Origin of the sequence: Leptolyngbya sp. Cla-17, assembly GCF_016807185.1 — a bacterium.
Taxonomy (GTDB): domain Bacteria; phylum Cyanobacteriota; class Cyanobacteriia; order Leptolyngbyales; family Leptolyngbyaceae; genus ULC077BIN1.
This window is the reverse complement of sequence record NZ_JAEVYN010000002.1, coordinates 1,936,318-1,956,169: the sequence shown is the minus strand read 5'-3', so window position 1 is coordinate 1,956,169 and position 19,852 is coordinate 1,936,318. Positions and strand designations below refer to the sequence as shown.

Annotated in this window: 20 protein-coding genes; 11 read left to right on the top strand and 9 right to left on the bottom strand. The window is 46.9% G+C overall.

The window, feature by feature from the left end; all coding sequences use genetic code 11:
• Positions 1 to 113 precede the first annotated feature (113 nt).
• Positions 114 to 680, bottom strand: coding sequence for a Tfp pilus assembly protein FimT/FimU (locus JOY44_RS19975; RefSeq protein WP_171575309.1), 567 nt, complete (start codon positions 678 to 680; stop codon positions 114 to 116).
• Between the two features lie 108 nt (positions 681 to 788).
• Positions 789 to 1,199, bottom strand: coding sequence for a thiol-disulfide oxidoreductase DCC family protein (locus JOY44_RS19970; protein WP_171575308.1), 411 nt, complete (start codon positions 1,197 to 1,199; stop codon positions 789 to 791).
• 360 nt (positions 1,200 to 1,559) lie between these two features.
• Between JOY44_RS19970 and proS the strand changes: the two genes are divergently transcribed.
• The 4 genes from proS to JOY44_RS19950 all read left to right on the top strand — a co-directional run bounded on the left by proS (position 1,560) and on the right by JOY44_RS19950 (position 5,633).
• Positions 1,560 to 3,395 carry a proline--tRNA ligase gene (gene proS / locus JOY44_RS19965; RefSeq protein ID WP_171575307.1) on the top strand — a complete coding sequence of 612 codons (1,836 nt, stop codon included), beginning with the start codon at positions 1,560 to 1,562 and terminating at the stop codon, positions 3,393 to 3,395.
• A gap of 100 nt (positions 3,396 to 3,495) precedes the next feature.
• The gene (locus tag JOY44_RS19960) at positions 3,496 to 4,383 is read left to right on the top strand and encodes a DUF2993 domain-containing protein (RefSeq protein ID WP_171575306.1); all 888 of its coding nucleotides are present in this window, start codon (positions 3,496 to 3,498) and stop codon (positions 4,381 to 4,383) included.
• A gap of 130 nt (positions 4,384 to 4,513) precedes the next feature.
• A complete protein-coding gene (locus JOY44_RS19955) occupies positions 4,514 to 5,182 on the top strand; it encodes a GerMN domain-containing protein (RefSeq protein WP_171575305.1) in 669 nt (222 codons plus the stop codon).
• 67 nt (positions 5,183 to 5,249) lie between these two features.
• Entirely contained in the window at positions 5,250 to 5,633 is a 384-nt protein-coding gene (locus JOY44_RS19950; protein ID WP_171575304.1) for a phosphomannose isomerase type II C-terminal cupin domain, read from the top strand.
• A gap of 83 nt (positions 5,634 to 5,716) precedes the next feature.
• On the opposite strand, the gene JOY44_RS19945 is transcribed toward JOY44_RS19950, so the two are convergent.
• The 3 genes from JOY44_RS19945 to JOY44_RS19935 form a co-directional block, all read right to left on the bottom strand.
• A complete protein-coding gene (locus JOY44_RS19945) occupies positions 5,717 to 6,247 on the bottom strand; it encodes a hypothetical protein (protein WP_171575303.1) in 531 nt (176 codons plus the stop codon).
• A gap of 106 nt (positions 6,248 to 6,353) precedes the next feature.
• Positions 6,354 to 7,304, bottom strand: coding sequence for an S-layer homology domain-containing protein (locus JOY44_RS19940; RefSeq protein ID WP_171575302.1), 951 nt, complete (start codon positions 7,302 to 7,304; stop codon positions 6,354 to 6,356).
• Positions 7,305 to 7,636: 332 nt separating this feature from the next.
• On the bottom strand, positions 7,637 to 8,005 hold the full coding sequence (locus JOY44_RS19935; RefSeq protein ID WP_171575301.1) for a single-stranded DNA-binding protein: 369 nt from the start codon (positions 8,003 to 8,005) through the stop codon (positions 7,637 to 7,639).
• Positions 8,006 to 8,541: 536 nt separating this feature from the next.
• Between JOY44_RS19935 and JOY44_RS19930 the strand changes: the two genes are divergently transcribed.
• The 3 genes from JOY44_RS19930 to mreD all read left to right on the top strand — a co-directional run bounded on the left by JOY44_RS19930 (position 8,542) and on the right by mreD (position 11,041).
• Positions 8,542 to 9,543, top strand: a complete 1,002-nt coding sequence (locus tag JOY44_RS19930; protein WP_171575300.1) for a rod shape-determining protein — start codon at positions 8,542 to 8,544, stop codon at positions 9,541 to 9,543.
• Positions 9,544 to 9,647: 104 nt separating this feature from the next.
• Positions 9,648 to 10,481 (top strand): rod shape-determining protein MreC, encoded by an 834-nt coding sequence (gene mreC, locus JOY44_RS19925; RefSeq protein WP_171575299.1) that lies wholly within the window; start codon positions 9,648 to 9,650, stop codon positions 10,479 to 10,481.
• Complete coding sequence (gene mreD / locus JOY44_RS19920) at positions 10,478 to 11,041, top strand: rod shape-determining protein MreD (RefSeq protein ID WP_171575298.1); 564 nt, start codon at positions 10,478 to 10,480, stop codon at positions 11,039 to 11,041. The genes mreC and mreD overlap by 4 nt, the downstream gene beginning before the upstream one ends.
• A 44-nt stretch (positions 11,042 to 11,085) precedes the next feature.
• Here mreD and JOY44_RS19915 read toward each other — a convergent pair whose 3' ends face one another.
• From JOY44_RS19915 to JOY44_RS19905, 3 genes are all read right to left on the bottom strand, one after another.
• The gene (locus tag JOY44_RS19915) at positions 11,086 to 11,718 is read right to left on the bottom strand and encodes a molybdenum cofactor guanylyltransferase (protein WP_171575297.1); all 633 of its coding nucleotides are present in this window, start codon (positions 11,716 to 11,718) and stop codon (positions 11,086 to 11,088) included.
• Positions 11,719 to 11,748: 30 nt separating this feature from the next.
• Positions 11,749 to 12,762, bottom strand: a complete 1,014-nt coding sequence (locus JOY44_RS19910) for a glycosyltransferase family 2 protein (RefSeq protein ID WP_171575296.1) — start codon at positions 12,760 to 12,762, stop codon at positions 11,749 to 11,751.
• Between the two features lie 77 nt (positions 12,763 to 12,839).
• The gene (locus JOY44_RS19905) at positions 12,840 to 13,481 is read right to left on the bottom strand and encodes a serine O-acetyltransferase (protein WP_171575295.1); all 642 of its coding nucleotides are present in this window, start codon (positions 13,479 to 13,481) and stop codon (positions 12,840 to 12,842) included.
• Between the two features lie 164 nt (positions 13,482 to 13,645).
• Here JOY44_RS19905 and JOY44_RS31190 point away from each other — a divergent pair, with 164 nt between their 5' ends.
• Positions 13,646 to 13,834, top strand: a complete 189-nt coding sequence (locus JOY44_RS31190; protein ID WP_171575294.1) for a hypothetical protein — start codon at positions 13,646 to 13,648, stop codon at positions 13,832 to 13,834.
• On the opposite strand, the gene JOY44_RS19900 is transcribed toward JOY44_RS31190, so the two are convergent.
• A complete protein-coding gene (locus tag JOY44_RS19900; RefSeq protein ID WP_171575293.1) occupies positions 13,795 to 14,598 on the bottom strand; it encodes a sensor histidine kinase in 804 nt (267 codons plus the stop codon). The genes JOY44_RS31190 and JOY44_RS19900 overlap by 40 nt on opposite strands.
• A 311-nt stretch (positions 14,599 to 14,909) precedes the next feature.
• Here JOY44_RS19900 and JOY44_RS19895 point away from each other — a divergent pair, with 311 nt between their 5' ends.
• The 3 genes from JOY44_RS19895 (at position 14,910) to JOY44_RS19885 (ending at position 19,835) form a co-directional block, all read left to right on the top strand.
• A complete protein-coding gene (locus JOY44_RS19895) occupies positions 14,910 to 16,520 on the top strand; it encodes a Ppx/GppA phosphatase family protein (RefSeq protein ID WP_171575292.1) in 1,611 nt (536 codons plus the stop codon).
• Between the two features lie 229 nt (positions 16,521 to 16,749).
• Complete coding sequence (gene dnaK, locus JOY44_RS19890) at positions 16,750 to 18,669, top strand: molecular chaperone DnaK (protein ID WP_171575291.1); 1,920 nt, start codon at positions 16,750 to 16,752, stop codon at positions 18,667 to 18,669.
• Between the two features lie 206 nt (positions 18,670 to 18,875).
• Positions 18,876 to 19,835 carry an asparaginase gene (locus JOY44_RS19885; protein WP_171575290.1) on the top strand — a complete coding sequence of 320 codons (960 nt, stop codon included), beginning with the start codon at positions 18,876 to 18,878 and terminating at the stop codon, positions 19,833 to 19,835.
• Positions 19,836 to 19,852 lie beyond the last annotated feature (17 nt).

The following is a 19,852-nucleotide window of genomic DNA, read 5'->3' as shown; positions in this document are numbered from 1 at the left end:
ATCGATTGCATCCATGAATTTGACTATGCAATCTGGTCAAACGACTGCAACGCACACTCCCCAAAGAAGCGATCAACTTTATTCTGTGAGTTCTATGGAAATCGATGTTCGCATCAATTGCAGAGCTTATCGCTATTTTCGCCAGCAGATTTTTCGCCTTCTCGCATGGTTCCTAATAGTGTTGAAACAATGACGCAACGTTTAGTTTGGCTATCAGTTTTACTTGAGAAGGTAATGCGTCCTAGTTGACCGCTAACGCGCCCTAAGTGAGTAAAACGTAGGCGATAGATATTATTAGTCCCATCAAAGTAGAGGGTTGTTCCCTGGTCGATGCGTACATTGGAATCGAGGCTATGCCAGAGAGAGGTGCTGGGAAGAGTGCTATCTGGATGAATAGCCCATTGCACAAGACCGTTAACTTCGCGAAAGCTGACTTGCCAGTCAACGTGTTGGAGCTTGGCCTTATGTTGAGCCGTTCGCATCGCTTGAAAGGCTTCATTTCTGGCAGTGTTAAGACGTTGCTTGTTGAGTAGTGATGACCATGCAGGAGTTGCGATCGCGAACAAAATGCCAATGACGCCTAGCGCTACCGATACTTCGAGCAGTGTGAATCCATGCGACTCACGTTTTTTGATGGGTTGAATTAGAAGAATACTGGGCTTTCCACTACTTGCTTTCATTGTCAAACACCCTGTCTTGATTGCTTTTAGAGTGCCCAAAGGAGAATTTGTTTGAAACAAAATTTTCCTAAGCTTTTCAAGGCAGGGGTTATAAACAAGCAATCATGCTCAAAGTTTGCATGATCCAGAAGGACATGCTGGATATAGAGATTGATAGACATGATCGCGCTTACCAAAAAGAGCATATCGGTTGTCACGAACCTGCTCATATACGCGATCGCCGCTCCATTTCAACCCTGGCAAAGCACGGTAAGTTGCAACAAAGACATTTCCCGCAGGCAGCAAGCACCCAATTTCTTCGGCGGCATTACTGCCTTGCCAGCGCTGCTGAGGATTTTCAGAATTGATGAGAATCATCCCCATTTCACAGTCTTGAGAGGTAATGCCCAAGCCTCTAAGGGATGCCTCATCCTGCATAGGAAGGTATTGAAACTGATGTCCCCGATCTAAGCCTTCTAACGCTTGCACCAAACCAGTGCAGAGGTTGCAGTTGCCATCGTAAATAACGTAATAGCCCATGACTTTACTAGGTAAATTGCTCTACTTCTTAAAATAAACGCTTATTCAAAGGGATGGTTTCAAGCGGTTCTGAAGTTGCCAGCCAATAAGCAGAAAATTTCGGTGAAAACTTGCCAAATCAGTACAACTGAACTTCTTCTATTCTTATTCAATAAATGTTCACTTTTAGAAAAAGCGGGGCGCGATCGCGCAATATCAGAAGAAATCCTTACCCACCCGGTTCAACAGTTGCTCGATTAGCAAACTTATTCTGCGATCGCGCTCAGTAGCTAGCCCAAGAGTTAACCGTTATTGCTTCATCCCTTTAACCGCAATACCGTACACTTAGGTGAAGATTGAAGGCTGAAAAGGAAGCGGGTCATGCGACTGTCACAGATGCTATTTGTCACCCTGCGGGAAGATCCGGCAGAAGCGGAAATTCCTAGCCACAAGCTGTTGCTGCGGGCAGGATACATCCGCCGGATTGCTAGTGGTGTGTATGCATACTTGCCATTAATGTGGCGGGTGTTGCAAAAAGTGTCGCAGATTGTGCGCGAGGAGATGAATGCTGCCGGAGCACAAGAGTGTTTGTTGCCTCAGATGCAACCTGCGGAACTGTGGCAAGAATCGGGGCGGTGGGATACCTACACGAAGGCAGAAGGAATCATGTTTTCGCTGGTCGATCGCCAGGGGCGAGAGATGGGTTTAGGACCCACCCATGAGGAAGTGATTACGGCGATCGCCCGCGACATGATTCGCTCTTATCGTCAGTTGCCCGTGAACCTGTATCAAATTCAGACCAAGTTCCGGGATGAAATTCGTCCCCGTTTTGGCTTGATGCGCGGACGAGAATTCATCATGAAAGATGCTTACTCGTTTGATGCCGACGAGGCAGGGATGAAGGCAAACTACGAAAAAATGAATCAGGCCTACCACAATATTCTGCGGCGGAGCGGGCTGGCGTTTCGAGCAGTGGATGCGGATTCTGGCGCGATTGGTGGGTCTGGCTCCCAGGAATTTATGGTGCTGGCAGATGCGGGTGAAGATGAAATTCTTTATACCGAGGACGGCAAGTATGCCGCCAATGTAGAAAAAGCGATCGCTTTACCTGCTGAGGCAGAAATATCACCGTTTGTAACCGCCGAAAAACGAGAAACTCCAGGCACTGGAACGATCTCTAAGCTGTATGAATTGCTGAACTGTTCACCGACCGCAATCGTTAAAAATGTGCTTTATCAAGCGGTGTATGACAGCGGTCGGACAGTGTTGGTGCTGATCAGCATCCGGGGTGACCAAGATGTCAACGAAGTGAAACTGCAAAATGAATTGGTGAAGCTGGCAAGCAACTATGGTGGCAGTACAGTGATTGGGCTAACGGTGCCCGATAGCGCGGCCCAAGAGCAGTGGGCTGCCAAGCCCTTGCCCTTGGGATACATGGCACCGAATTTATCTGATAGCTACATTAAGCCGCCAAAACCTGCCCCGGTTGAGTTAAAAGCAGCGGAAATGGTGGTTCCTAAGTTTCTGAGGATGGTGGATAAAACCGCTGTAGACCTGAAGAATTTTGTGACTGGCGCTGATGAAGTGGGGTATCACCAGGTTGGGGCAAATTGGGGCGCAGAATTTATGCTGCCGGACTTGGTTGTGGATGTGCGAAAGGCGACAGCGGGCGATCGCGCGATTCATGACCCAACCCAGCTACTGCAAACTGCACGGGGGATTGAAATTGGGCACATTTTTCAACTGGGCACCAAATACTCTCAAGCGCTGGGTGCAACTTACACCAATGAACAAGGTGAAGAAAAGCCACTGGTGATGGGTTGCTATGGCGTGGGGGTTTCACGGTTGGCGCAGTCTGCCGTTGAGCAATCCCATGACAAGGATGGCATTGTGTGGTCACCGGCGATCGCGCCGTATCATGCGATCGTCGTCATTCCTAACATGACTGATGCTGAGCAAGTGCAAGCGGCTGAAACGCTCTACGCCGAACTCAATCAAGCTGGAATTGAGACGCTATTAGATGATCGTAATGAGCGCGCTGGAGTGAAGTTTAAAGATGCAGATTTAATTGGTATTCCCTATCGGGTTGTGACGGGGAAATCGCTCAAAAATGGCAAAGTAGAGGTGGTGAAGCGTGCTACCCATGAGAATCAAGAACTGGCGATCGCGGATGTCGTGTCTACTCTAAAACAATGGCTCGTCGAAGCAACTCATTAATGAATAATTGAGGAATTTGATGGTCGCCTTTACAGCTTTCTCGCTTGCCTCCGACAACCGACATCTGACACCTGCTAGAACCTAAAAGCCACAATCTGCTATGCAAATCTTTATCCTGATTCTCTCTAGCCTCATCAGTGTCCTATCTCCCGTTAACTTTGGGATTGATAAAGTTGCTGAAAGCACCATTCGCGCCCAATTCAAATCGGTAGAGCAGCTAAAAGTTCGAGTGGACAATACTCCAGTCCACAACGCAATTAGTGGGAAAGTAGACAAAATCCGTATTGCTGGGAGGGGACTGTTTCCTTTAGAAGGAGTCCGCATTGACACCCTAGAGTTTGAAACGGACCCAATCAACGTCAATGTAAAAGCCCTGCGAAAAGAAAAAAGGACAGAGCTACAGGCACCTTTGGGTGTAGGTATGCGGCTAGTCATTCGAGAAGAAGATCTGCTCACAGCGCTGCAAGCTCCGGTCGTCCAACAGCAAATTCAAAAGTTACTGCGTGGTTTAAACAATAGCAACGCCAAACAAACGAAAGCGGAGCCGTCAAGGACACCAGAAACAGGACTTCCTCAGCAAATTCAGGAACTGCGAACCAAGTTAGACGAATACAGAATCTTGAACCCCAAAGTAGAATTTTTGCCCGGTGGAAGAATTAAGCTTGAGGTTGAGGTCGAAGAGGTAAAAACGGCAGAAAAACTCAAGGTTGAGGCAGAATCGGGAATCACTTTTGCGGAAGGGCAGCGGTTGACATTAATCAAACCTGCGCTCAAGCTGAATGGGGTGGAGCTTCCAGAACAAATCATTCAAGCTTTTGCTACAGATTTTCTTAGCCGCTTTAAGCCGGAGCAGTTGGGCAACTTACCTGGAAATTTGGGTCAAGTGAAATGGTCGCAACTGACGGCGAGAGTAATCAAACTTCAGGTTAAAGATAAAAAACTGGAGCTTGTAGCATTCTTGCGGCTTCCTCAAGGTTTAAAGATTTGAAGCTGAAATTTATTGCCCGTTTCTTGCCTGAAATTGTTCCAGGCAACTGTAGATCTATTAAACTTGCGATGACTCCATGCGATGGTGCGATCGCTGTAATTTACAATCCCAACGTTTGAGGAAGCCTCTGATGCAAGACCAACAGCCCCGCCGTCCCATTCCACCCGGTATTGTTGCAGCGTTTTCGGCGATCGTTTTAATCACAGGTGGCACCACTGCTTGGTGGGCATGGTCATCGCACACACCACCCTCGATCAATCCCGCTACAATCCAATCATCTCAGCCTGGAGAAGGAAAGCCCTCCGCACCCACGTCATCTTCTAACCCAAACGCTCAAAACCCTTCGGTCAATCCGGCTCCCGCAACCGCCGAAAAAACCGCTCAGGTTTACTGGTTAAAACCATCGGATACAGCGATTCAACTTGCCCCCCGCCCTATCAAGGTAAGCTCTAGCGGAGATGCAAACGCTCTACTCGAAACTGCGATTCAGCAACTTCTAGCAGGTTCCACGACTGCGAACGAAACGACTACAATTCCAACCGGGACTCAACTTCGCAGCCTCTCTATTAAAACCGACGGGATTCACATCGACCTGTCTAAAGAGTTTACCCGCGGTGGAGGAAGCACCTCAATGACAGGTCGTTTAGCCCAAATTTTATATACGGCTACCAGCCTAAATCCGGCTACTGCTGTTTGGTTTTCGATTGAAGGAAAACCTTTGGAAACGTTGGGAGGAGAAGGATTGGTACTAGAACAACCCTTAACTCGACAACAGTTTGAACAAGACTTCCCGATGTAGCACCGGAGATTACTAATCAGTCAAACTTAAGCTTAATACCCTAATAATCACCTTAGTGAGGCGAACGATGAGCGATAACAATTCTCAGCTAATCACCGATGAGGTGGCTTCAGAAAATGAGGCAACTCGTGTCCGTTTTTGGGGCAATGTAACAATGCTTGAAGAAGGAAATCGTTACCGGATCAACCGGATTGAATTGGCACCAGGACATCACATTACTACTCAGATGCACTACCACCGCAGCGAACATTGGGTTGTTGTGTCTGGAACCGCTAAGGTTATCTGTGATGGAAAGGAAACCGTCTTGATTCAGAAACAGTCAACTTACGTACCAATGTCTACACCCCATCGAGTCGAAAATCCTGGAGTAATTCCTCTGGTGATGATTGAGATCCAAAATGGCGAGTATCTCGGCGAAGATGACATCACTCGGTTCGAGGATGCGCATTAAAAGGTTGGATTAGACAAAAACACTGTTTGCCTAGACTCTCCATTTTGAGCTGCACCAAGCAGACCGATTTTTTGTAACTTGACCTAAAACCGTAGCCCTGCGCCTGCTTGAATCGATACCGCCGTGCCGTTGCTAGATTTGTATCCATCGAATGCAACGATCGCATTGGTATAGAGCATCAAGCTAGTGTTTGGCAAAGAATAATCAACTCCTGGCTGAATCACGAAGCTGTTCTTATTGCCAATGGGAGTATTATCTCCTCTGACAATTGAAGCGCCTGCCGCAATGTAGGCATCTCCCTGCCAGTTAATTGGAATATCGTAAGAAACTGTAGGAACTACAGCAACACCATTTCCACCCACTAAAACTTGGGTTCGCAATGAGATAGGCGCTCTTAAAAACTTGTAGCGAACTGCGAAAGATCCCGAGGTGTTGTAGTCCTCACTTGGACCGCCACCGCCATTGGTTACGCCAAATGCTGCGCCAGCGCCAATGTAGCTGCCGTAGGCTGCTTGCGCTTGAACGGGGGATTGAGTGCTAACGAAAAAGCCAGCGGCAAGAATGACACCGCCGATCGCAGCAAATTGATTTTTCCAGCGGGTTACTACTTGCATATTTAATCGATGACTTTTGAATGGGTGCATGTTTCATTCCTTGGGCTTCTGCAATGCAAACCTGTTTACATTTAAGCTCAACTCCCAAAAACTGAACCACTTTTTTTTATTTTTCGATGACCTGCCCCTGGGTACCCAGTTTTTGCCCTCTGAAGACTAATACTACAATGTCAGCGCGGGAGGCTGGGCGGTTAGGATTTAACTGTTTAGTATCCGGATCACCAGCAAATAGCCCTGCTTGAATTGATGCCGCCATTCTCGACCTGGCCCAGCTAGGTATTTGGTCTTGATCTGCGTAAGTCTGCAAAATAGCTTCAGGATCACTGGGTATAGGTAGGTTCAATCCCCTTGCCATTGCTATTGCCGCCTCTAATCGGGAAACTTGTTGAGTGGGGCGAAATGTTTTATCAGGATAGCCACTCATAAAGTCCATTTTGACAGCTTGCTCGACCGCTGTTAATCGCCGATCGCCTGGAGGTAAGTCTGTAAAAGCGATCGCAGATAGCTTATCGGGTTTGGTATAGGCTTTTTGAACCTGAGTCGCAAAGTCTACCCGACTGACTGGCTGCTCAGGTTTAAATGTGCCGTCAGGAAAGCCTCCTATAATTCCTTGCGCCGAGAGAGCGGTGATAAAAGGATAGGCCCAATAGGCTTTGGGAACATCCGTGAATGACAATGGCGTTCCAGGTTTTGCAGGAGTAAGATTGACTGATGGAGCAATGGACGGCGTTGGAGAAGGGCTTGAAGCACTGGGCACAGCGGGCGTAGTAACGATTCCACTGCTGGGTGAAGGCTGTTGAGCAGAGTCTTCTAAAGGAGGATCTTTTTTGACCTCAATTTCTGCTTCTGTGGGTTGAATCAACGGGGTAGTAATGATCTGAGGCGCTTTAGTTTCACCCGCCTTTTTTAGGAAGTTCCCTACAGAAAACACTTCCTGATTTTGGTTCAGTATCCAGAAAAAAATAGCACCGAACGACAGCGCCGCAATAAGGAGCGCGATCGGCTCGTCATCTCGAAGATTAGGTGGACGCTGTCCCGAAGGTGAAGAATTTGACATAACCTGCCCTGCTCAAAAGTAAGTCGCGATTCAATCTGCCCCAATCCTAGAGATCTGATTCGCTTTTGTAAAGCAATAGGTTGTTATGGATTGTACGATCGCAACTCATTTTTTGTTATCCCGAACATTCTCCTCAAGGAAAAGGTCTTTTGGACAATTTGGTTTCCTCTTTCATGGAGAAAGGGCTAGGGTTTCCAGCAACGGTAGTCTTGGCAGCTACCTCAGGACAATCACGCACTGCATTACTAAATAGATTAAGAAGTTGAAACTTGAAGCAAGATGGGCAAACATACCAATTCCAACTGCTCCTCTTGCTTTTTGCTCTCTACTGTCTAAAATTCATCCTCATATCCACCCTTACCTGCTGTCTCGGCTTCATTATCTCGCTTAGATCCTAGAAGCTCCATCCGTTCAACCCGCACAACAGGTTTAGATCGATCCGCCCCAGTGTTTCGGTCTTTCCAAACATCAAACTTAAGTGAGCCACTAATTCCAATTAAACTGCCTTTACGGACGTAATTTGCCGCTACTTCAGCCGTCTTTCCCCACAGTTCCAAATTAAACCAATCGGGCTGGTCATTATTTTTGGTTTGACGATTGACGGCTAATGTCAAATTACAAACAACACTACCCGATTCAAAATATTTAACGTCAGGATCTCCCCCAACTCGACCCACCAATGTCACAATATTTAAACTCATGATTCATCCTGCCGGAAATGAAACGCATTATCGAGATCACTTATCTTAATCGAAAATTTTGCCTAAGCTCATAGAGTTTATTCAAGCAAAAAACAATACATATGATCTTATCTTACCAAATTGCTTTCATCGAAAAAACAGTTGCAGCAAGCACTTCATGGCAGTTATGAGTTAGAAATCAGAATCATTTTTGTAAAAAGTGAAATTTGATGTAAAGTGAGAGGCTCAGGGCGTAAATGTTGTCATTTGTATTTAATACACAGTATATTTTACGAGTCTGAATTGATTTGCTTGGTTTACTTGATTAGGTTAAGTTCGCATTGAGTTGAATTCTGAGTATTAGGTTGAATTCACCGACATAGCCTTTAACTAAAGGGATGCACCTTCTATCTAGACGAGTGACCAAAAGCATAATAGAATTCGCTTTGGATTGGTTCATCAATTCGGTATTTTTATAGTAATCGCGTTTAATTTGTTCCTTCTTTGAGGCATAGAGACTAGTGGGTCTTTTCAGTCGCTTTTCCCTATCGCGGGATATGGGTATTGACCTTGGCACTGCCAATACATTAGTTTACGTGTCGGGCAAAGGAATTGTTTTGCAAGAGCCGTCCGTAGTGGCAATGGATCAGGATGAAAAAATCCCCTTGGCGGTTGGAGAAGATGCAAAAAGAATGTTGGGACGGACTCCTGGCAATGTTGTTGCCCTTCGTCCTCTGAGGGATGGCGTGATCGCAGACTTTGACACGGCCGAGCTAATGCTGAAGCATTTTATTGCGAGGGTCAACGAAGGAAAAACGTTAGTTGCTCCCCGTATTGTGATTGGAATCCCAAGTGGAGTCACAGGGGTTGAACGCAGAGCGGTGATGGATGCGGCTTCCCAAGCTGGAGCCCGAGATGTTTACCTGATTGACGAACCTGTTGCTGCTGCGATCGGGGCGGGGTTACCAGTTGCTGAACCCACCGGAAATATGATCATAGATATTGGCGGTGGCACCACAGAAGTTGCCGTTTTGAGTTTGCAGGGAACTGTTTTGAGCGAATCTGTGCGGGTTGCTGGCGATGAATTGAGCGAGGCGATCGCTCACTATATGAAGAAGATTCATAACCTTGTGATCGGTGAGCGTACGTCTGAGGAAATCAAGATCACAATTGGTTCTGCTTATCCCATTGATGACGATGTTCAAATGGACGTGCGAGGATTGCATCTTTTATCCGGATTGCCTCGGACGGTCACTGTCAAAAGCGCCGAAATTCGTGAAAGTATGGCAGAGCCACTTTCGGTGATTGTGGATGCAGTCAAGCGCACTTTAGAGCGCACTCCACCCGAACTAGCAGCGGATATTATTGATCGCGGGATTATGCTGGCAGGTGGCGGGGCTTTATTGAAGGGGCTTGATACGTTGATTAGCCATGAAACAGGTATTGTTGTTCATGTAGCGGCTGACCCACTCAGTTGTGTAGTGCTTGGGACTGGTAGAGTATTAGAGAACTTCAAGCAGCTTGAGCGGGTATTTAGCGGTCGCTCTCGCAATTTCTAAGTTTCTCTAGCTCAGAATTAACCCAATTAATTTCCCTACTTTGGAAAAGGATTGCTTTTACGGATTCGTCTAGAGATTTAGCTTTTTCGCAAGCCTATCTACACATGTTTACGCTGCGCCGCTGGTGGGATCGTCACCGTTTACAGATTATTCTAACCAGTCTTTCTCTTGGTTCTGCCGTTTTTTTGCGTCAGACTGAGGGCGCAGTTTTGTATGAAGCTTATAGATTGCTGACTTTTCCCTTTCAGCCAAATCTAGAGCGCAAGGCTGCATTAGACAATGCTCAGGTTCAAGAACTAGAACAGCGTTTGACAGAGCTAGAAAGTCAAAATCAACAGTTGCGATCGCTGGTTGGCTACATTTCTGAAACCAAAAAATCACAAATTACAGCGCCAGTCGTAGGTCGTAGTGCGGATCACTGGTGGCAACATCTCATATTAGGAAGAGGAACACAAGGAGGAGTTCAACCCGGCTCTATTGTGATGGCTCCCGGTGGAGTCGTTGGACGGGTAGTTTCTGCGACTTCAAATACCAGCCGTGTCCTGCTGTTGAGTGATCCTTCTAGCCGAGTAGGAGCCACCGTTAGCCGCAGTCGTAATATGGGATATGTGCGGGGGCAAACATCCAATCGAGCCATTATGGAGTTCTTTGATAAGGTTCCTGATGTACGTCAAGGAGACGTCATTACTACCTCAGCCTTAAGCAAGCTATTTCCAGCAGGCTTACCAATTGGGCGGGTGCAATCGGTGAACTTAAACAAGAGTCCGGCTCCTGAAGCAATAATTGAACTGTCTACTCCAATTAGTTTCTTAGAGTGGGCAGTAGTGTATCCCTACAAGCCATTTGTTCAGTTTTCGCCCACTCCGACTGGACAATCAGGCGAAAGACCGGGCGTTTCTGTGCCTACCCATTCCGAGCAAATAGAGCCTCAACTATGAGAAACGAGTCTTTATTTGAGCGATTGCAAGATCGTCCGATCGCTCGCGTTGTAGTCAACAGTGCAGTAACTGTTTTGTCGGTTTTGCTCTGTTTAATAATCTCGCCCACGAGGCTGCCAGGCATGGAGTTGGCAGGGATCGGACCTAATTGGCTATTAATCTGGGTCGTTGCCTGGAGTGTGAAGCGTTCTGTGTTGCAAGGCGCACTAGCTGGGTTAGCATTAGGGCTGATTCAAGATGGCATGACTGCTCATACACCCACCCATGTTGTTAGCTTAGTACTGGTAGGAGTTTTAACGGCTCGATTGAGAAAAGAACGGTATCTCCGAGAAGATTTTATTTCAGTTGCCCTAATTGCTTTTGCAATGGCAGTGATGGCAGAAACCGTGACTGCCATCCAATATAGTATTCAAGGTGGTCGCTCCTTAGTAGAAATCTGGACTTATCACCAACTCATAGCCTTGGGTTCTGCTGTTCTCAGCAGTCTTTGGGCACCCATTATTTATTTTCCGCTGAATCGCTGGTGGCAACAGATGAGTCTTCTAGAACAACAGTCTTAAGACTTTTCATTGCTTTGTCTGTTCATAAAGCTTAATTTAACTTTTTACAGCATGTCTAAAACGCCTCTAACTTGCAGCAGATCCTCTGGTGTGTTGCAGTTAAACAGCATTGCCTGTTCTTGTCGCTTTATGTTTGGATCATCACTGAACTGAATTGCCTGGACTGATGCTTGAGCTAACCATGCTTGGAGCGATCGCCCACCTTGATTCATGAACTGAGTCAGACTGGGTAAGCAATCAGTTCGATAAAAACCACACAACGGTTCCCATCCCTTCTGGCTTTTAGGAAGTAGAGCCATTGCCCCATTGACCTGCATTAATTGCAGCATCCAACGTTGTAAAACTGCTTGACTTAACCTGGGCAAATCACACGCCAGCAATAATACCCACTCTGCTTGAGTCTGCGTCAACCCTTGAACAAACCCAACTAACGGACCCTGCGGTTTAGATTCGCCCTTTAAAGGACTTTCTTCAATCACCGAGCAGCGAGCAGGCACAATTCCAGAGTAGGGTCTCACTCCGGTAGTCACAACAAACACTTGGGGGGCACACTGCATGGCGATCTCACAGGTACGCTGTAACATCGGGGTGCCATCTACTCTAATCAACGCCTTGTCTCTGCCCATGCGAGAGCTTTGCCCTCCCGCAAGAATAATGACCGATAGCGAGGGTTGCATACTGTTTATTCGGATTATTTAGAATTTCTCCTAAATACTAGGAAGCTTTTGACAGGGAATGCCTTGCTTTAAAAATACGCTGTTGCGAAACGTGTCTGCCAACATTTGAGGGGGATCAGTATCTGGCTTTCGTTGTAGCATCCGTCGCACCCGCCAAAGGCTAAATCCACTTAGCCAGGCAATATCAACAAGGGCAGTATAGAACCATCCATGGTTTTTGAGAAAATAGCGGCGGCGAGAATCAAACCAATATTGAGGGAGACGCTTAGGTGGCTGATTGGTAGCAGTCACTCCTGTACTTTGTCCTAAAATGTGCATCACTCTACTTTGGGGAACATACCAAGCAGTCCAACCTGCACGCCGCGCCTGTAAGCAAAAGTCAGTTTCTTCGAAATAGAGAAAATATCCTTCATCCATCAGCCCAATCGATTCAAACACTTGCCGACGGATCATCATGCTGGCACCCGGTAGCCAGTCAATTTGTTCCTCCTCATTGTCCATGACTTTAGCAACAATCCACTTAGACAACAGCTTAGAGACAACACCAAGACGAAGGGCTGAATCTAACTCGCTAAAAATACTAGGAAAACGGAATGCATAAGGCCAAGGTTTGCCATCAGCCTCTTCAAAGCTGCTGCCTGAAATTCCTACTTCTGGATGCTGATCCATAAAATCTATTAGAGCTTTGAGGGCACCAGGGCGCACTTGCGTATCGGGATTAAGCAGGAGGAAATAATCGGGTGGGTTGGCTGTTTGAAGGGCAGGACGAATGGCATAGTTGTTGCCATAAGCATAGCCACCATTGAGTTTGGAGGGTAAAAGAGTTGCCCAGTCTTGCCACCCTTCTGCCGCGATCGCGTTGCTAATTTTTTCTACCGAGTCATCGCCCGAATTGTTATCGACGATGACAACTTTTGCCCCAGGCACCGATTTAATTTCCTCTTGAAGAGAGCGCAAACTATCAACAACCAGTGAACCTGTCCGGTAATTGACCGTGACAATCAGCAAACGATTTTTATCTTCAATCTGAAGTTCAGCAGACATAGCGTTATACCCACAAAATTAAAGGAACAGTGTACAAATGCACAAAAAATGAATATTGAAGCTGCACGAAAATTAAATCAAAATGTCTGCATTGCTTCAATATCTTCGCTGAGTCCAGTCAAATTGTTTGGCAAGTTATTCCCCGAAGCAAGTGTTAGTTTTGTCTTGAGAATCTTGGCAGGAATACCCACAGCCGTTGCCCCAGCGGGTACATCGATTAGAACCACTGCATTAGCACCAATATTGGCATCATCGCCAATTGTCACTGACCCAAAAATTTTTGCACCTGCACCGACATTGACTCGTGCTCCTAGCTTAGGCGCATCCAGTGGTCTTTCTAAGTAGCGATTTCCCAACGTTACACCTTGGCGGATGATGCTATCATCGCCAATTTCACAGTAACCATGAATGACGATCGCGCTTTGATGCTCAATGATGACGCGGCGACCCAACTTGGTGGTATAGGGCAGTTCAATACCATAGGTGTTTCGCACTTTGCGAAATAGCATCCGGTACAGCACACTAAATGGAGCGCGTAATAGCTTAGACGATAGGCCCATCCGCCATACTCCAAAGCGATGAACAGCGATCGCTCGAAATCCAGGTTTTGTCCAATCTCGCCCGTGGGCAATCCAATCTTCAGTAATTTGCTGCCATAAGTCCAGATGTTGATCTGAAGGTGAGTCACCGTTTACCGTTCGGTTGAGATTTTGGGGCATGTACAATCCTGCCGTTTACTGTAAGACTTTTTTTGACAAAGGGAGTCAAGCTGAAAGCTTTTACTACGATAGTGTTCCCATTGTTGATGAAAACACTTGTTTTTAAAAGCAGCAGCATTCGCCCTTGAGCTTTATAAACTCTTGTTATTTTTAGCCATATCAAAGTGAAACATAAAGCGTTTGATAAAGCAGACAAAGCACTGCGAGAGCGTTTTGCTAAAGCCTACTACGCAAAAAATGATACAAACCCGAAGAAGGAGCGATCGCCTTTCATCCAGGTTTATGTGGGTAGATGGCACGATAACAGTCTATTTTATCGGGTGAAAGGTGGGGTAATTGGCAAGGTGAAGTAAAACCGGCTACCTGCGCCATGAATGGATTCAAAACCGATTTGTCCACCTTGATTCTCGACTAGAAGCTTGCACAAAGACAATCCTAAACCCGTACCCTCAATATTTTGGCGATCGCCGTGCTTGACTCGATAAAACCGATTAAATAGATGAGGCTGATCCGCTTCAGGAACGCCCAAACCATAATCTTGCACCCATATCTCTACCCAGCCCGATTGCTTGACCACTGCGCCCACGTCAATCGCCTGCCCAGCAGGGGAATACTTAATCGCGTTGGATAAAAAATTGACCAGGACTTGGGAAATCTGCCAGCGATCGCCCCAAACCTGAGGCAACCCAGCTTCAAATTGATACATGACTGGATAGGGTGCCAACTCTGCTATCACCTCCTTGACAAGAGTTTGAAAACAAAAGCTCGTTGGCTGAGTAGCTATCTTTCCAGTCTCTACATTACGCAACGCCATTAAGTCACGCAGCAGATGGGTAAGTGATTGGAGTTTTTGCTGGATAACCTCTAAAAATTCCTGACGCTGTTCCTGTGCTAAGGATGGCTCACCTAACAAATGAACTGCACCGTTTAATGCTGTCAGCGGCGTAGCAAGCTGATGTGTAAGTAACTGCATCAGTTGGGCGTGCTGCAAAATATGCTCCCGCAGAGTTTGATTCTCTTGAAATGCTTGAACCAAGTCTTGATCAAAATCATTCCCCTCCGGCTGAATCGGAGGATACAAGGAAGGAGTAGAACTTTCACTTGGAGAAGAAAACATGAGGAACCAGTCATAGCTTGTTCATATATCTTAACAATTGATCGGCTTTTTACGCCAAGGCGATTGTTCATCTACACTCGGACATTTTCAATCTCGGCAAGAACAGCGCTGAGTAGATTTAGCATTGGTACTTGCACTTGTTTGACTCAACGGTTCTGCTGAGATTCCGAACATACTTACAAGCCAACACTTTTTAAGTAGATGTCGAATTAAGTAATGGATGGTGAGCAATTCTTTTCAAAAATTTTCTGATTGGTTCACCGAACAAGTGAAACTAAAGATACAGTTAGTCCGATCTTTAGCAAGACTCAATGACTTTGGAACACGATCGCATTCTTACGGCAATTGATGTAGGGACAAATTCCATTCATATGGTAGTTGTTCGCATTCAGCCTGCATTGCCTGCGTTTACTATCATTGCTGGCGAAAAAGATACGGTTCGGCTAGGTGAGCGGTGTCATCAAACCGGACGACTAACCGAGGAAGCTATGCAGCGAGCCTTAGAGTCGCTCAAACGCTGTCAGGAGATTTCTCAAAGCCTGGGTTCAGAGCAGATCCTGGCAGTTGCCACCAGTGCGGTTCGCGAAGCTCCCAATGGACAAGAGTTTTTACAGCGCGTGGAGTCAGAATTAGGACTTTGGATTAATCTGATTTCAGGAGCGGAAGAAGCGCGGCGCATTTATTTAGGTGTGTTGTCAGGCATTGAGTTTAACAACAAGCCGCACATTGTGGTAGACATTGGCGGCGGCTCTACAGAACTGATTTTGGGTGATGGTCATGATCCCCGCAGCTTAAGCAGCACCAAAATTGGCGCAGTTCGATTGACTAACGAGTATGTTTTCACCGATCCCATCAGTTCTAAAGAATTTGAAGCGCTGCAAGCTTATATTCGCGGCATGTTGGAGCGTCCGACGGAAGAATTGCAGACTCATCTCCAACCTGGTGAAATGCCGCGGTTGATTGGCACTTCTGGCACCATTGAAACGTTGGCAATGTTACATGCACGGGAGCATTTGGGCATTGTGCCAACGCCACTCCACGGCTACAGCTTTACGCTGGTTGATTTGCAGGAAATGACCCATCGATTTCGGCGTATGAATATTGCAGAGCGATCGCAGCTTCCGGGCATGAGCGATCGCCGCGCTGAGATCATTCTGGCAGGAGCGCTGATTTTGCAGGAGGTCATGACTCTGTTCAACATCGAAACGATCACTATTTGCCAGCGATCACTGCGCGAAGGAGTCATTGTTGATTGGATGGTGACCCATGAGCTGATTGAAGATCGATTGCGCTATCAAAGTTCCATTCGCCAACGCAGCATTCTTAAAACAGCCCACAAGTACCAGGTGAACTTGCATCACAGTGAACGCGTCGCAAAGTTTGCTCTTAGCCTATTTGATCAAACTCAAGGAGTTCTGCATCAATGGAGTATTGAAGAACGAGAACTGTTGTGGGCGGCCGCCATTTTGCATAACTGTGGGCACTTCATCAGCCACTCTGCCCATCACAAACATTCCTACTACCTCATTCGCTATGGAGAGCTTTTGGGCTATACCGAAACGGAAATAGAAACGATCGCAAACTTAGCGCGCTACCACCGCAAAAACAATCCCAAGAAAAAGCACGAAAGCTACCGTAACCTAATCAGCAAGCAGCATCGGAGAGTCGTCGATCAACTAAGTCCTCTACTGCGGCTTGCGGTTGCCCTCGATCGCCGTCAGATTGGAGCCATTGAAACAATCACCTGTAAGTTTTCGCCGACTAATCGCGAACTGCAGCTTCATCTTCAAGCAGCCAACCCCGCTGATAAATGTGCTCTAGAACTGTGGAGCCTGGAAACCAAAAAGAGCAGTTTTGAAAGCGAATTTGGACTCAAGCTGATGCCTGTGTTAGAAACCAAAATGGCGGAGTTCTCGACTTAAATGGCATCTTGAACCGATCACTTAACCTAACCGCCCACCTAGGTACGGTAAATACTCCTTCATCAGAAACCGCAATTGAGACGACTATGTAGGGAGGAGCGCTGAGCTATGGAATAAATCGGTTGACAACGATGATTTCCTGCCTGTCTCACGATTGATCGTCGTGAATGGTGAACAGCCCCTCAGATATTTTTGATCTCTCGTAGTAGTTGATGGAGCCGAAGCAGCAATGGCAAAAGTCGTCGGAATTGACCTGGGTACAACAAATTCGTGTGTGGCTGTGATGGAAGGTGGCAAGCCCACTGTCATTGCAAACGCGGAAGGCTTCCGAACCACGCCTTCTGTAGTCGCTTTTGCAAAAAATGGTGATCGCTTGGTTGGTCAAATTGCCAAGCGCCAAGCCGTCATGAACCCCGAAAATACTTTCTATTCGGTAAAGCGGTTTATTGGTCGTCGGTTTGACGAAGTTGCCAATGAGCTAACCGAAGTTTCCTACAAAGTTTTAAACGTAAACGGCAACGTCAAGATTGATTCTTCTGCCAAAGGTGAGCAGTACGCCCCTGAGCAAATTTCTGCCGAAGTGCTCCGCAAGCTCAAAGAAGATGCCAGCAAATATTTAGGTTCAGATGTTACCCAAGCGGTAATCACCGTTCCTGCTTATTTCAACGACTCACAGCGTCAGGCAACCAAAGATGCCGGAAAGATTGCTGGTTTAGAAGTCCTACGGATTATCAACGAACCAACCGCTGCTTCATTGGCTTACGGTTTAGATAGGAAGAGCAACGAGACTATCCTTGTGTTTGACTTAGGCGGCGGTACCTTCGACGTCTCAATTTTGGAAGTTGGCGATGGCGTGTTTGAAGTGCTCGCAACCTCTGGTGATACGCACTTAGGCGGCGACGACTTTGACAAAAAGATCGTGGACTATTTGGCAGAAGAGTTCCGCAAATCGGAAGGGATCGACCTCCGTAAAGACAAACAAGCCCTGCAACGCCTGACTGAAGCTGCTGAAAAAGCTAAGATTGAGCTATCCAGCGTGACTCAGGCAGAAATCAATTTGCCATTTATTACTGCGACTCAAGATGGTCCGAAACATTTGGATACCACACTGACCCGCGGCAAATTTGAAGAACTGTGTGCCGACCTAATCGATCGCTGCCGGATTCCTGTGGAAAACTCCCTGCGGGATGCCAAATTGGGCAAAGAAAGCATTGATGAAGTGGTGATGGTGGGCGGTTCCACTCGCATCCCCTCAATTTTAGAACTAGTCAAGCGCGTTCTAGATAAAGAACCTAACCAGACCGTTAACCCTGACGAAGTTGTTGCGGTTGGCGCAGCCATTCAAGCAGGTGTGTTGGCAGGAGAAGTCAAAGATATTCTGCTGCTTGATGTTAGCCCACTGTCCCTCGGTGTAGAAACCTTGGGCGGTGTAATGACCAAAATTATTCCCCGCAACACTACTATCCCCACCAAAAAGTCTGAAGTCTTTTCAACAGCGGTGGATGGTCAAAGCAACGTGGAAATTCACGTTTTGCAAGGTGAACGGGAAATGTCCAATGACAACAAGAGCTTGGGCACCTTCCGTTTAGATGGCATTCCTTCGGCTCCGCGGGGTGTGCCTCAGATTGAAGTGATCTTTGACATCGATGCCAACGGCATTTTGCAAGTTACTGCCAAAGACAAGGGCACGGGTAAAGAGCAATCCATCAGCATCACGGGAGCTTCTACGCTACCTAAAGACGATGTGGAACGGATGGTGCGCGAAGCCGAGCAAAACGCAACGACAGATAAAGAGCGTCGCGAGAAAATCGACCTGAAAAATCAGGCAGACTCTTTGTCTTATCAGGCAGAGAAGCAACTCACTGAACTGGGAGACAAGGTTTCCGCTGAAGATAAAACTAAGGTTGAAGGGTTGGTCAAAGATCTGAGGGAGGCGATCGCCCAAGAAGATTTTGATCGCATCAAAACTCTGACGACCGAACTTCAGCAATCTCTTTACACCATTGGTAGCAACATTTATCAGCAAGCGGATGGGGCAGCGCCTTCTGGAGCAGGAACTCCCGATGACGCAGGCACCGGAGGATCTAGTTCTTCTAGTGGTGCTTCTGAAGATGATGTCATTGATGCTGACTTCACTGAAAGCAAATAAGACACTGCAAATGGGTTGAATTTGGAGTGCATTATTGCGCTATCAATCACAAGAGCTGATCGACAAAACTGATTAGCTCTTGTGATTGTTTTTTGAATGATTTTGATTTGTTTTCCTTAAAAAATTCGGTCAATAGCAATGTTTTTTCTCTTCTCAACTCTAAAGAAAGTGGATTGCTGTCCCCGTCTGATGATAGAGTTGTGCCCATGACTACACCACGGGGACGACGGACACAAGCAACAGAGCTAACGGTGCAACTTTTGCGCGAGGGGCTTGTTGAATCAACACATCGCGTGCAAGCAGTTGTTAGCGACGATCGCGGGCGCATTCTATCCGTTGCTGGTAGTGCCGAAACAGCAACCTTTATTCGTTCAGCGTTAAAACCATTTCAGGCGCTGGCAGTAACAACAACAGGCACCTTAGAACGCTATGGATTGGGCGATCGCGATTTGGCGATTATCTGTAGCTCTCACCGAGGCACTGTAGAACAAGTTAGGCAAGCGTTTAATATTCTTTGGCGGGCAGATGTTGATCCCTCAGCATTGCAGTGCCCCATTCCAGCGGGCAAGAAAAGTCCATTAGAATACAACTGCTCTGGCAAACATGCGGGTATGCTTGCCGTCTGTCAACAGCGAAACTGGACGCTAAATAGCTACCTGCAACCCAATCATCCTGTCCAGCAGCTTATCTTGCAAAAGCTTGCAGAAATTCTGGGTATGCCTGGAGAAGAACTGATTGCCGCCCGTGACGACTGTGGTGCCCCAACCTACTTTTTGCAAATGGGGCAAATGGCAACCTTGTATGCTCGGCTTGCCTCTGGCGACAGTTTAGACATGGAACGTATTATTCGAGCCATGGTGCATCATCCAATGCTCGTTGCAGGAGAAGGCGAGTTTGATACGGAGTTGATGCGCTTAACAGAAGGCGAACTGGTGAGCAAATCTGGGGCCGAGGGCATTCAATGCGTTGGGCGCGTCCGTGAAGGTATGGGTCTAGCAATTAAGGTGATGGATGGCGCAAAGCGAGCAAAACATGCCGTTGCGGTTCACTTGCTCAGACAAATGGGCTGGATTAGTCCTTCTGTCTCCGAAAACCTGGCTGAAATGTTTATGAGTTCAGGCACAGCTACTCGTCTAGAAGTATCGGGTGACTTATCGATGATTTAGGTGGGAGGGTTCGGAGA